A 12,263-nucleotide genomic window follows, 5' to 3' on the forward strand; every position below is an offset into this window, starting at 1 on the left:
CATGAACTATGCTATCGCTCTTTCGCCCCGCATCAACGCGGGGCTGTTCTTCCTGCGCCTGACCGGCAGCCTGCTGTTGTTACAGGTACATGGGCTGCCGAAAATTCTGCATTTCAGCGAAGAACTGACGCGCATCGAAGATCCCTTCGGGCTGGGACCGATGATGAGCCTGCTGCCCGCTATCGTGGCGGAAGTCATCTGCCCGATTTTCATTATTATCGGCTGGGGAAGCCGTATTGCCTGCCTGCCGATCATCGCGGTGCTGCTGGTTGCGATGCTGGTAGTCCACCCTGGCTGGTCACTGGCGGAAGGCCAGTTCGGCTGGCTGCTGCTGATTATCTTTACCACGCTGGCGCTGACCGGGCCAGGCGGCTGGCGCATCGGCGCAGCGAAACCTAAGGGGAGGCGTTATGGCACAGGTTAATGATATTCATCAGGTTGAGCAGGAACAGCCTGATGTGCGGCCCACTAATGAGGTTTCGCCGTTACAGCCACTGCGTCAGCCGGTGTTCCGTATGTTATGGATCGCCACTGTGGTTTCAAATATCGGATCATGGATGAATGATGTCGGCGTGAACTGGACCATGCTGACGCTGAGTGCCGATCCTCTGGCCGTGGCGCTGGTGCAGGCAGCCAGCAGCCTGCCGATGTTTCTATTCGCGCTGCCTTCCGGCGTCATGGCGGATATCGTTGACCGCCGTAAATATTTGCTGTTTTCCCAACTGTGGACGTTTACCGCCGCCGCCGGGCTGACTGTACTGGCGTGGACAGGCCATGTGACACCCGAAGTGCTGCTGGCCGCTGCCTTTTTGCTGAGCGCGGGTGCCGCCATGAGTTCGCCGCCGTTCCAGGCGATCGTGCCGTATCTGGTGACCAAACCGGAGCTCGGACCTGCCATTGCTCTTAACTCCCTGGGCATTAATATCAGTCGCGCTATCGGACCGGCACTGGGTGGCCTGATCCTGTCGTTCGCCGGCCCCTGGATGGTCTTCCTGCTTAATGCACTATCGGTGCTGGGTGTCACCTGGGTGCTCTGGCGCTGGAAAGCGGAGCCGAGCGTGCAGCGCCTTCCGCCCGAACACTTCTTCCCGGCGGTACGGGCCGGTCTTCGCTACGTTCATGCGGCACCGGTCTTACGTAACGTGCTGGTGCGAACCTTCTCGTTTTTCCTGTTTGGCAGCGCGGGCTGGGCATTGCTGCCGCTGGTGGCACGTCGTGAACTGGGCCTCGGCCCTGGCGGCTACGGCATCATGCTGGCCTGCATCGGGGTCGGCGCGATTACCGGCGCGGTGCTGCTGCCGCGTTTGCGTCGTCACTTAAGCTCCGATCGCCTGATGGTGCTCGCCAGTCTTCTCTTCGCCCTGACCATGCTGGCGCTGGCCTTTGTGCGGCACTTCTGGCTACTCAATGCCTTTGAGTTCTTCACCGGCTTTGCCTGGATCGCGGTGCTGTCGACGCTGAATCTTGGCGCACAGCGGAGCGCCGCGAAATGGGTGAAAGCGCGTGCGCTGGCGGTCTATCTGACAGTGTTCTTTGGATCGATGACCGCAGGCAGCGCCCTCTGGGGACAGCTCGCCTCGCACTTCGGCATTCCGCTGTCGCTCTGCGTCGCCGCGCTGGGGATGGTGCTCGCCAGCAGCACCGTCTGGCGCTGGCGTCTCGATCAGGATCCCGATCTCAATCTCGATATGGTTGGCGATGGCGTTAATGCGCCTGCACTGGATATCCGTCATGAACGAGGGCCAGTGATGGTAAATTACGAATACCGGATTACTATTGATGATGCACATGCCTTTACCGTCTGCATGCAGGATATGCGGCGGGTCAGACGTCGTGGTGGCGCCATCAACTGGTCACTTTATGAAGATATCCTGCAGCCCGGTATTTTCGTCGAGACGTTTGTGGTCGGCTCCTGGGTCGAGCATCTGCGTCAGAAAGAGCGCTACACCATCAACGACAAAAAGATAGAGCGGCGGGTTTTCGCTTTTCATCAGGGTGAAAATCTCCCCGAGGTTCGCTATCTGGTGGCGCCAGTGTGACTGGCTACACCTTCTCATCATTCATCACGTCATACAGAGGGCAATACCATGAGCACCTTTAAAACGACCGACGGTACACAGATCTACTTTAAAGACTGGGGAACCGGTAAGCCTGTTTTGTTCAGCCACGGCTGGCCGCTGGATGCCGACATGTGGGACAGCCAGATGAACTTTCTGGCCGACCATGGCTATCGGGTGATTGCATTTGACCGCCGTGGCTTTGGCCGCTCAGATCAGCCCTGGAACGGCAATAACTACGATACCTTTGCGTCGGACATCAACGACCTGATCACCCATCTTGACCTGCAGAACGTGACGCTGGTGGGCTTCTCTATGGGTGGCGGTGACGTCACGCGTTATATCGGCAGCTATGGCAGCGATCGCGTCGGGGCACTGGTGCTGCTCGGTGCCGTTACACCTATCTTTGGCAAAACGGCAGACTATCCGCAGGGTGTCGATATGTCGGTGTTCGAAGGCATTCGTGATGGCCTGCTCAAGGATCGCGCGCAGTTTATCAAAGAGTTCGCGACGCCGTTCTACGGCACTAATGCCGGACAGACCGTCTCCGATGGCGTCATGACGCAGACGCTGAACATCGCGCTGCTGGCCTCACTCAAAAGTACCGTGGATTGCGTGACCGCCTTCGCGGAGACCGATTTCCGTGCCGACGTGGCGAAAGTGAATGTGCCGACACTGGTCATTCATGGCAGCAACGACCAGGTCGTGCCGTTTGAAACCACCGGCAAGGTTGCGGCGGAGATGATTGAGGGTGCTGAACTCAGGATTTACGACAACGCGCCACATGGTTTCGCCGTGACGCATCAGGATCAGCTGAATCAGGATCTGCTGGCGTTCCTTAACGCGCAGTGATGCAAAAAACTGCGCGGCTTTCACCGCGCAGTTTTCGTTTTATCGGGTTGGATGATTCACTTCATTCGGACGCAGGTCGAATAACAGCACCTCTGCGCCTTCACCATGACTGAACGACAGCGTTTTCTCGTCGCGAACCCGCGCACCATCTCCGGCATTAAACTGCAGCCCATTGACTCTGACACTGCCACGCGCCACATGAATATAGGCGTAGCGATCGTCCGGGAGTGTAATAGTCTGCTGCTCATCGCCCTGGAACAGTCCTGCATAGATGCGAATATCCTGGCGTACCCGTAATGCCCCATTTTCACCGTCCGGCGAAATAATCAGCCGCAGATTACCGCGCTTATCTGCTTCGCTGACGGAGATCTGCTGATAACCTGGCGGAGTGTTTTTCTCTGCGGGTACCACCCAGATTTGCAGGAAATGCACACCCTCGGTGCCGGAGTGGTTGAACTCGCTGTGGGTCACACCGCTACCGGCACTCATCAGTTGCACATCGCCAGGGACAATCACCGAACCGGTTCCCATTGAGTCTTTGTGCTCAAGCGCCCCTTCCAGCACATAAGAGATAATCTCCATGTTGCTGTGCGGATGGGCGCCAAAACCCCGTCCTTTGGCAACCCGGTCATCATTAATCACCAGCAGATCGGAGAAGCCCGCCTGTTTCGGATCCCAGTAGTTTGCAAAAGAGAAGGTGTGACGTGAATTCAGCCAGCCGTGATCGCCCACACCGCGTTGCTCTGACAATCTTTGCTCAATCATATTCTGCCCCTTCGTTGATTCGGGAAGTGCGAATGCCCTTCGATGGAAACAGCATATAAGTAAACCTGAGTGCCACACAATGACCTGATCTGGCAATCACTGTCTCATTTAGGTGGACAATATGAGCGACAATATCCCGATGAAGGGTATGCGGGTGAGGCGTTCAGCTGCTGGCTCGCACCACCAGCTCACCCTGCATAATCACAGATTGCGGCGGCGCGTCGGGCCAGGCAATTTTCTGCAACACCAGCTCACAGGCGCGACGACCAATCTCCTTTGAGGGCTGAGCCAGTGTGGTCAGCGGGGGTGAGACCATGCTGGCCAGTTCGCTGCCGTCAAACCCCACCACGGCGATATCCTGAGGGATCCGCAGTCCCGCCTGCTGAATCGCCGCCATCGCACCGGCGGCCAGCGTATCGCAAACCGCAAACACCGCGTCAGGCCGGCTTTCAGCAGCAAGCAGTTGATTCATTGCTGCTTTACCGGCACTGAAACTCAGTGCACTGGCATACGCGATGGCCTGCCAGCTCAGTTGCTGTTCATCAAGCTCTGTGGTGTAGCCCTGCTGACGCAGGCGGGCATAACGGTAGCTCAGGTCGTGATTGATCAGCGCGATGCGCTTTCGTCCCTGCCTGGCAAGATAGTGCACCACGGACTGCGCAGCGGCTTCATCATCAATGCCGACGCAGGAGATCTGGCCGTTATCATCATGTTCGGCGCACTGAACCCAGGGTGCCGAACCTATCAGCTGACTCAGTTCCGGGAGTTTGCTGAAGGCATCCATGGTGATGATGCCATCCACCATCTTGCCGGAGAGCAGTTGCAGACTGGACCGTGAACGGGCGATGTCCGCGCCGGAGTTACATAACAGGATGCGATAGCCGTTTTTCTCCGCCTGCTCCTCAATGCCTTTGACAACCTCAGCGCAAAACGGGTTGGAGATATCTGAAACCAGCACAAGGATCATTGAACTGCGCGCTGTACGCAGCTGACGTGCCAGCAGATTGGGCTGGTAGTTGCTCTCTTCAATTGCCGCGAGGACTTTCTGGCGATTAGCCGGTTTCACGCTGTCGCTGTTATTCAGCACTCTGGAAACGGTAGCGACCGAGACGCCCGCCATCCGGGCGATTCTCTGTATAGACATAGCGCTCCTTCTGTTTGAATCCGTGCAGATCGCCCACATAACACAGCCGCTGAATCTGCAAAATGGCCTCAGGTGTCACGATCCAGGCCCAACTGATGGCGAACTGATGGGCCGTTCTCTGCCAGAGCAAAATCATCAAAAGCGCGATCAGACACCGGAATGATATGCCGGCGGATAAACTCCGCGCCTTCACGCGCACCCGTCTCGCTATCCTTCAGGCAACACTCCCACTCCAGTACTGCCCATCCGTCATAGCCATACTGCGCCAGCTTGCTGAAGATACGGCTGAAGTCGATCTGACCATCGCCAGGCGATCGAAACCGTCCGGCGCGGGCCAGCCAGGGCTGATAGCCGCCGTAAACGCCGCTGCGCCCGTTAAGCTGATACTCAGCATCCTTAACGTGAAAGGCTTTGATGCGCGAATGATAAAGGTCGATGAATTGCAGATAATCGATGTGTTGCAGCAGGAGATGGCTGGGATCGAACAGGATATTGCAGCGCGGGTGGTGATTAACCTCCGCCAGAAAACGCTCAAACGTGACACCGTCATGCAGGTCTTCGCCGGGATGAATTTCATAACAGAGGTCAATGCCGTGATGGTCAAACAGATCCAGCACCGGCAGCCAGCGGCGCGCCAGCTCAGCAAACGCCTCATCAAACAGCGCGTCATGCTGCGGTGGCCACGGGTAAAACCAGGGCCAGGCGAGCGAACCAGAAAATGTGGCATGCGCACGCAGGCCGAGCTTCTCTGAGGCAGCCGCAGCCCTCTTCAGTGTGGCAATAGCCCACTCAGTGCGCCGGGCCGGATCGCCACGTAATGCCGCCGGGGCAAAATTATCAAATGCCAGGTCGTAAGCCGGATTAACCGCTACCAGTTGACCTTCAAGATGGGTAGAAAGCTCGCTGATCTCCAGTCCGAAACCGGCCAGCACCCCTCGCACCTCGTCACAGTACGTCTGACTCTCCGCCGCCTTTTTAAGATCGAAAATAGCAGGCTGATGACAGGGGATCTGCAGTGCCTGATATCCCAGCCCGGCGGCCCACTTCCCCAGCCCTTCCAGCGAGTTAAACGGCGGCTGCGGGGTGATGAACTGTGCCAGGAAGATGCCCGGCCCCTTAATTGTTCTCATCATTAACTCCTGTGTCCTGCTATCGCCTAATCACGGTATTTGAACGAGAAGAAGAAGATAATCGCAATCAGCGCTGCAGCAATCGCGGGGATCCACCAGAATAACGCCCAGCTCTGGGCTGTGGCATTGCCCGCCACCAGATGGTTGTACAGAGAACCGGAGATTTGGGATCCCAGCAGCATGCCAATGCCGTAGGTGAACATCACCACCATGCTCTGCGCCTGACCTTTCACCTTTTCACCGGCAATCCGATCGGTGTAGATAAATCCCACCACGAAGAAAAAGTCGTAACAGACACCATGCAACAGGATGCCGAGGTAGATCAGCGTGCGCGTCTCATCGCTCATGCCCAGCGCGAACAGGGCGTAGCGAACAAACCACGCCATCATCCCAATCAGCAGCATGGTTTTGACGCCGAGGCGACGAAACAGCAGCGGGATGATCAGCATGAACAGAATTTCAGACATCTGTCCCAGTGACATCAGCGTGCTGACGTCCCGGATACCGGCATCCGCCAGCCACGAGGCGGTGAAGGCGTAATAGGTGCCCAGCGGAATGGAAATCAGCGTGGCGCACAGAGCAAAGACCATGAAATGACGCTGTCGCAGCAGTGCGAAGGCGTCCGCACAGAAGAGATCGCGGACTTTCAACGGCAAACCTTTGGCTGGTGCCGGCGTATGCGGCAGCGTCAGGCTGTAAATCGCCAGCAGTATCGAGCAGAGCGCCGCCAGCTGAAACACCGCCACGCTGTCAGCAATGCCGGTCACGCCGATAAAGATCCCCGCCACGATCCAGCCGATGGTGCCGAAGACTCTGACGATGGGGAAACTCCGCTCACTGCTGGCGAGGCTGTGAAAGGCGATGTTATTTGAGAGTGCCAGCGTCGGCATAAAGCAGAGCGTATAGCCAAATAACAGTGCGATTAGCAGCGCGCCGTTCTCCGCAATCAGCGCCTGTGGCACAAACCAGAGGATGGCTGCGCCCGCCAGGTTCATCACGGCCATGACTTTTTGCGAAGGGAAAAAGCGATCCACCAGCATGCCGAGCACAAACGGCGAGAGAATTGAGGCGATAGGTCCAGCTGAAAACGCATCACCAATCAGCAACGGCATATTGTGTCGGGTCATCACCAGCCCCAGCGTGACCGACCAGCTGCCCCAGATAAAAAACTGCATAAACATCATGAGAGAGAGTCGCGGCACCAGCAGCTTATGCTGCACCCGCTGGCCTGCGCGCGCCTGCACCGTTGTAATCATGGGAACCTCGTGAATAAGTAATCGATTACTTTTTGATGGTGTAAAAGTAATCGATTACCGTAACAGGTTCTCCTGCCCCGATCACAAATTATTCACCCTGCGTTATCATCCGGGTATCAACGATGCCAGACGACGGTGTCGTGAGGTCAACCGGTGGCATCAACCACCCGCGCTTTCCGGAAGCGATATCGCTCATACAACACCGAATAGAGACCGCCGATCACCACCAGAATTGCACCGATAACGGTGGTGGAAGTCGGCAGATTACCCAAAAGCAGATAGCCCACCGCCACCGACCAGATCAACGTCGTGTAATCAAACGGCGCCAGCAGTGAGGCTTCGGCGTACCGCAGGCTCAGAGTCATCAGGATCTGCGTGATACCGCCCAGCAGTCCACATCCCACCAGTAATGCCAGCTGGTTACCCTGAGGGACTTTCCAGCCGCCCGGAAGCGTAACCAGCGACGTTAGCGCCGTGGTGACAGCAAACCAGAATGCGATAGCACCGGGCTTCTCTTTCCCGTTAAGAAACCGAATCTGAACCAGCGCACAGGCAGTACATAAGGCTGCCATTAACGCCAGCAGAATGCCCACTGAGGATGAGAGCGAGAATGTGGCCTGACTCGTCAGGGTAAGATGCCCGGAGAACATCACCAGGATGCCGCTAAAACCGGTGAAAACCGCCACCCAGCGATGGTGCCGGACTTTTTCACGCAGAAACAATGCCGCCAGTAGCACGGTAAAAAGCGGCGCAGCATAGTTAATCGCAGTGGCATCGGTCAGGGAAATGTAGAGCAGCGACAGATAACTGAAATAGAGGCCGCCGGTTCCGGCCAGTCCTCGCACAAAATGTCCGCGGATATTCCGGGTGCGAATGCCATCCAGGATGCTGCCCTGAAAACCTAGCCAGATTAACAGTGGAACCAATGCCAGCACCGAACGGAAAAATATCACTTCACCGACCGGGATTGCGCCATCCAGTCCTTTTACACAAGCCAGCATCAGCGTTGAACTTAACGCAGCTGTGATCTTCATCGCTATGCCAGCGGAAGCGTTCATAGGGTTTTTGATCTCATCATGGGGAAAATTAGCAGGAGAATCAGCACTCTCAACCACCATACTGGCACAATGCGATGCTGTGATCTGCCGTGATTGCGTTACAGACGGCATTTTATATTTTTTTGCCGTCGCGTCACGGCATGAACTGGCATGTGGATCGGCGTCCCTGCTGGTACACTCTTCCTTCTGCCCTGCTCTATGGGCCGCTTCTCTAAGGAACAGGAGTCTCCGATGTCCACGCTGCGTTTACTGCTATCTGAATCTAACGACCCCTGGTTTAATCTGGCGGTAGAAGAGTGCATTTTCCGGCAGATGCCCGCCACCCAGCGCGTGCTATTTTTGTGGCGTAATGCGGAAACGGTGGTAATCGGACGGGCGCAAAATCCGTGGAAAGAGTGCAACACGCGACGTATGGAAGAAGATGGTATCCGGCTGGCGCGTCGCAGCAGCGGCGGTGGCGCGGTATTTCACGACCTCGGCAACTGCTGTTTTACCTTCATGGCTGGCAAGCCGGAGTATGATAAAAGCGTCTCGACCGCCATTATCCTGCGTGCACTTAACGCGCTGGATGTCCCGGCGGAAGCGTCCGGACGTAACGATTTAGTGGTCAACACCGCTGAGGGACTGCGTAAAATCTCCGGTTCTGCCTACCGCGAAACACCGGACCGCGGTTTTCATCACGGCACTATCCTGATGGATGCCGATCTAAGCAGGCTGGCGGACTACCTTAATCCTGATGTGAAAAAATTGCAGGCCAAAGGGATTACGTCGGTCCGCGCAAGGGTAACCAATCTGGCAGAATTAGCACCGGGTATCAGCTATCAGGCGATCTGCTCAGCAGTGACTGACGCCTTTTTCGATCATTACGGAGAACGTTGTGAACCAGAGATGATTTCGCCTGAAGCCTTGCCCGACCTGCCGGGTTTCACAGAACAGTTCGCGCGGCAGAGTAGCTGGGCGTGGAATTTCGGTCAGGCACCTGACTTCTCGCATCTGCTTGACCAGCGTTTTGCCTGGGGCGGTGTGGAAATCCACTTCGATGTTGAACGTGGCGTGATCACTCGTTGTCAGATTTTCAGCGACAGTCTCAATCCTGCGCCGCTTGAAGCACTGGCGCAACGGATGCAAAACGTCACTTACCGCCCAGACGCCCTTGAACCGGTACTGAGTCAGCTGGTTGCGGATTTCCCGTTGCAACAGGCAGAGCTGACAGAATTGCAGCACTGGCTGGTCGCCAGCCTACGCTGAACAGTTGTTTTCATTTGCCCGTTTAGAAATCTGTCGCGGGCCATCTTCTCCTTAACAGCATTCCGTAAAAGACAAACGCAAAAAACCCGCACAAGGCGGGTTTTTATTAATTATCAATTTCAGGCTTATCTGCTCAGGCTGTTGCCGTCATCGCTATTGTAAGCGTTATTGATAACTAAGGCTTACATAGGGACTACGTTTGCCGCTGAAGGACCTTTAGCGCCGTTTTCAATCGTGAATTCGACCTGCTGGCCTTCGTCCAGAGTTTTATAATCGTTGCTCTGGATTGCAGAGAAATGTACGAATACATCTTTGCTGCCATCCTGAGGAGAGATAAAACCGAAACCTTTACCAGCGTCAAACCATTTTACTAAACCAGTCATTTTATTAGACATCGATATTTCCTTAATTTATGAGCCACTACGTGGCGAAGATGGCCTGTCTTTCAGAAGGTAACTTACCAGGCTTTTAGGAGGAGACTCACAAAGAAGGGGTATCTTGAGATATCGCTTGCACTGAGGACTGCTTTACTAAAACTGCTTTGATAAGGTCTGTGTTCCAAACCGATGACGCTATTAAGCCACGCTTTACCTATTTTAGCAAACATTGTTTTAATTTATTTTTAACATCCAGACGTCCGGAGCCCTTATAGTGTTCGGTCTCGTTTGATCCTGTCCGTTATTATTGCTTTCATTAACTGCTTATTTAACGCACAACGAATGAAGCAGCATAAAAAATAAACATTTATTGATTAAGCCGTAATAAAACGCAAAAAACCCGCACAAGGCGGGTTTTATTAATTATCAATTTCAGGCTTATCTGCTCAGGCTGTTGCCGTCGTAGCGATTATAAGCATCATTGATAATCAGGGCTTACATAGGGACTACGTTTGCCGCTGAAGGACCTTTAGCGCCGTTTTCAATTGTGAATTCGACCTGCTGGCCTTCGTCCAGAGTTTTATAATCATTGCTCTGGATTGCAGAGAAATGTACGAATACATCTTTGCTGCCGTCCTGAGGAGAGATAAAACCGAAACCTTTACCAGCGTCAAACCATTTTACTAAACCAGTCATTTTATTAGACATCGATATTTCCTTAATTTATGAGCCACTACGTGGCGAAGATGGCCTGTCTTTCAGAAGGTAACTTACCAGGCTTTTAGGAGGAGACTCACAAAGAAGGGGTATCTTGAGATATCGCTTACACTGAGGACTGCTTTACTAAAACTGCTTTGATAAGGTCTGTGTTCCAAACCGATGACGCTATTAAGCCAGACCTTATCGACTATAGCAAACATTATTTTAATTTACTTTTAACATCCAGACGTCCGGACCGCCTTTATTGATTTTCTTAGCCTTTTGAAATTTTCAGTCAGGCAGAATGATAATCTTCATTGAACGATCAGAGTAAAAGGCCTTGCTGACAATCAATGTTGAAAAATGATACGAGTAATAGTGTGAATAACGCGCAGCGATAAAATGTATCGCTGCGCCCTCTTCTCTTTATATCAGGCCAGTTGTGTCTGCTGACGGGCAGCATGTCTCGCTGTCATGACAAACACCATAAGACCGGCAACACCCAGCGCAACGCCCACCCAGGCGGTAGAGATCCAGCCGTAGCCAAGCGACACCGTCAGACCACCGAGATACGCGCCCATGGCATTAGCAATGTTTAGCGCCGAGTGGTTCATTGCGGCAGCCAGGGTTTGCGAGTCATTGGCGACATCCATCAGGCGAATCTGCAGCGACGGCAGCAACACCGAACAGGTGCCGATCAGGAAGGTCGCCAGCAGTCCGGTCGCCACATGCTGAACCAGCACCGGGAAGGCCAGCATTACCAGCACGTTCCATAACAGCGTCCAGCCAATAATATTCAGTACCGAACCATCCGCCAGACGGCCGCCGACCAGATTACCGATGATCATCCCCAGACCGAATGCCACCATCGCCCAGGGTATTAACGAGGGTGAGATGCCGGCAATATTAATTAGTGTCGGTGCGATATAACTAAAGATCGCGAACATTCCGCCAAAGCCTACCGCGCCCACCAGCAGGGTCAGCAGCACCTGTGGGTTTTTCAGCGCGCCCAGTTCCCTAAGCGGATGCGCATCTGCATCCCCTGCGACATAAGGAACATAACGACCAATCAGCAGGCAGGTCAGCAGACCAATCGCGCCCACAAAGGTGAACACCACATGCCAGCTGAAAAGTTGTCCTATCCAGGAGCCCAGCGGCACGCCGATCAGGGTCGCTACCGTCAGTCCCAGCATCAGGGACGCCAGCGCGCGGCCACGTCGCGCAATGGGTACCAGCGATGCCGCCACCAGCGAAGCCACACCGAAGTAGGCGCCGTGCGGCAAGCCTGTGAGGAAACGCGCAACAAGCAGACCGTGATAGCTATCAGCCATCGCGCTGGCGACATTACCGATGCTGAACAGCGCCATCAGGATCAGCAGCAGTGATTTACGCGCCATCCGCGCCGCCAGTACCGCAATAAACGGTGCACCTACCACCACGCCCAGCGCGTAACTGGCAATGGCGTTACCTGCCTGCGGCTCAGTGATTGCCAGAGAGCGTGAAACATCCGGCAGCAGGCCCATCATGATGAACTCACCCGTCCCGATGCCAAAGCCGCCCAGCGCAAGGGCCAGTAATGCCCAGCGGACAAAACCGGCATCGTCGGTTTTATGATTTTTTCTTAACAAAATTGATTCCCAATGGCCTGAACTGAAAAAAACGGAAGTGAGCCGGAGG

12 protein-coding genes are annotated in these 12,263 nt (G+C 54.8%); 4 read left to right on the forward strand and 8 right to left on the reverse strand.

The window, feature by feature from the left end; genetic code table 11:
• Position 1: 1 nt before the first annotated feature.
• Genes LQK91_RS14045 through LQK91_RS14055 form a run of 3 tightly spaced genes read left to right on the forward strand, consistent with a single transcriptional unit; the run spans position 2 to position 2,909 of the window.
• Positions 2-424: a DoxX family protein gene (locus LQK91_RS14045; protein ID WP_105099719.1), complete on the forward strand. Its 423-nt coding sequence runs from the start codon at positions 2-4 to the stop codon at positions 422-424.
• Positions 411-2,039, forward strand: a complete 1,629-nt coding sequence (locus LQK91_RS14050) for an MFS transporter (RefSeq protein WP_105099718.1) — start codon at positions 411-413, stop codon at positions 2,037-2,039. The genes LQK91_RS14045 and LQK91_RS14050 overlap by 14 nt, the downstream gene beginning before the upstream one ends.
• Before the next feature lie 48 nt (positions 2,040-2,087).
• Positions 2,088-2,909 carry an alpha/beta fold hydrolase gene (locus tag LQK91_RS14055; protein ID WP_003855192.1) on the forward strand — a complete coding sequence of 274 codons (822 nt, stop codon included), beginning with the start codon at positions 2,088-2,090 and terminating at the stop codon, positions 2,907-2,909.
• A gap of 39 nt (positions 2,910-2,948) precedes the next feature.
• On the opposite strand, the gene LQK91_RS14060 is transcribed toward LQK91_RS14055, so the two are convergent.
• The 5 genes from LQK91_RS14060 to LQK91_RS14080 form a co-directional block, all read right to left on the reverse strand.
• Entirely contained in the window at positions 2,949-3,674 is a 726-nt protein-coding gene (locus LQK91_RS14060; RefSeq protein ID WP_003855194.1) for a pirin family protein, read from the reverse strand.
• Between the two features lie 163 nt (positions 3,675-3,837).
• The gene (locus tag LQK91_RS14065) at positions 3,838-4,818 is read right to left on the reverse strand and encodes a LacI family DNA-binding transcriptional regulator (RefSeq protein WP_105099717.1); all 981 of its coding nucleotides are present in this window, start codon (positions 4,816-4,818) and stop codon (positions 3,838-3,840) included.
• A 68-nt stretch (positions 4,819-4,886) separates the two neighbouring features.
• Positions 4,887-5,948: a sugar phosphate isomerase/epimerase family protein gene (locus tag LQK91_RS14070; protein WP_003855197.1), complete on the reverse strand. Its 1,062-nt coding sequence runs from the start codon at positions 5,946-5,948 to the stop codon at positions 4,887-4,889.
• 26 nt (positions 5,949-5,974) lie between these two features.
• Positions 5,975-7,204, reverse strand: a complete 1,230-nt coding sequence (locus LQK91_RS14075; protein ID WP_105099716.1) for an MFS transporter — start codon at positions 7,202-7,204, stop codon at positions 5,975-5,977.
• Between the two features lie 146 nt (positions 7,205-7,350).
• Positions 7,351-8,262 carry a DMT family transporter gene (locus LQK91_RS14080; RefSeq protein WP_105099830.1) on the reverse strand — a complete coding sequence of 304 codons (912 nt, stop codon included), beginning with the start codon at positions 8,260-8,262 and terminating at the stop codon, positions 7,351-7,353.
• 231 nt (positions 8,263-8,493) lie between these two features.
• On the opposite strand from LQK91_RS14080, the gene LQK91_RS14085 reads away from it, so the two are divergent.
• Positions 8,494-9,510, forward strand: coding sequence for a lipoate--protein ligase A (locus LQK91_RS14085; RefSeq protein WP_003855204.1), 1,017 nt, complete (start codon positions 8,494-8,496; stop codon positions 9,508-9,510).
• Positions 9,511-9,692: 182 nt separating this feature from the next.
• Here LQK91_RS14085 and cspE (LQK91_RS14090) read toward each other — a convergent pair whose 3' ends face one another.
• From cspE (LQK91_RS14090) to LQK91_RS14100, 3 genes are all read right to left on the reverse strand, one after another.
• Entirely contained in the window at positions 9,693-9,905 is a 213-nt protein-coding gene (gene cspE / locus LQK91_RS14090; RefSeq protein WP_003855207.1) for a transcription antiterminator/RNA stability regulator CspE, read from the reverse strand.
• A gap of 477 nt (positions 9,906-10,382) precedes the next feature.
• Entirely contained in the window at positions 10,383-10,595 is a 213-nt protein-coding gene (cspE, locus tag LQK91_RS14095) for a transcription antiterminator/RNA stability regulator CspE (RefSeq protein ID WP_003855207.1), read from the reverse strand.
• Between the two features lie 422 nt (positions 10,596-11,017).
• Positions 11,018-12,214, reverse strand: coding sequence for an MFS transporter (locus LQK91_RS14100; protein WP_105099715.1), 1,197 nt, complete (start codon positions 12,212-12,214; stop codon positions 11,018-11,020).
• Positions 12,215-12,263 lie beyond the last annotated feature (49 nt).

This window comes from Pantoea sp. MHSD4 (assembly GCF_021043305.1).
Taxonomy (GTDB): domain Bacteria; phylum Pseudomonadota; class Gammaproteobacteria; order Enterobacterales; family Enterobacteriaceae; genus Pantoea; species Pantoea eucalypti.

Excerpts from the sequence above, each read along its gene's own strand:
- LQK91_RS14045 (WP_105099719.1), top strand. The coding sequence starts at position 2 with ATGAACTATGCTATCGCTCTTTCGCCCCGCATCAACGCGGGGCTGTTC.
- cspE (WP_003855207.1), bottom strand. The coding sequence starts at position 10,595 with ATGTCTAATAAAATGACTGGTTTAGTAAAATGGTTTGACGCTGGTAAA.
- LQK91_RS14075 (WP_105099716.1), bottom strand. The coding sequence starts at position 7,204 with ATGATTACAACGGTGCAGGCGCGCGCAGGCCAGCGGGTGCAGCATAAG.
- cspE (WP_003855207.1), bottom strand. The coding sequence starts at position 9,905 with ATGTCTAATAAAATGACTGGTTTAGTAAAATGGTTTGACGCTGGTAAA.
- LQK91_RS14055 (WP_003855192.1), top strand. The coding sequence starts at position 2,088 with ATGAGCACCTTTAAAACGACCGACGGTACACAGATCTACTTTAAAGAC.
- LQK91_RS14070 (WP_003855197.1), bottom strand. The coding sequence starts at position 5,948 with ATGAGAACAATTAAGGGGCCGGGCATCTTCCTGGCACAGTTCATCACC.
- LQK91_RS14085 (WP_003855204.1), top strand. The coding sequence starts at position 8,494 with ATGTCCACGCTGCGTTTACTGCTATCTGAATCTAACGACCCCTGGTTT.
- LQK91_RS14060 (WP_003855194.1), bottom strand. The coding sequence starts at position 3,674 with ATGATTGAGCAAAGATTGTCAGAGCAACGCGGTGTGGGCGATCACGGC.
- LQK91_RS14065 (WP_105099717.1), bottom strand. The coding sequence starts at position 4,818 with ATGTCTATACAGAGAATCGCCCGGATGGCGGGCGTCTCGGTCGCTACC.
- LQK91_RS14080 (WP_105099830.1), bottom strand. The coding sequence starts at position 8,262 with ATGAACGCTTCCGCTGGCATAGCGATGAAGATCACAGCTGCGTTAAGT.
- LQK91_RS14050 (WP_105099718.1), top strand. The coding sequence starts at position 411 with ATGGCACAGGTTAATGATATTCATCAGGTTGAGCAGGAACAGCCTGAT.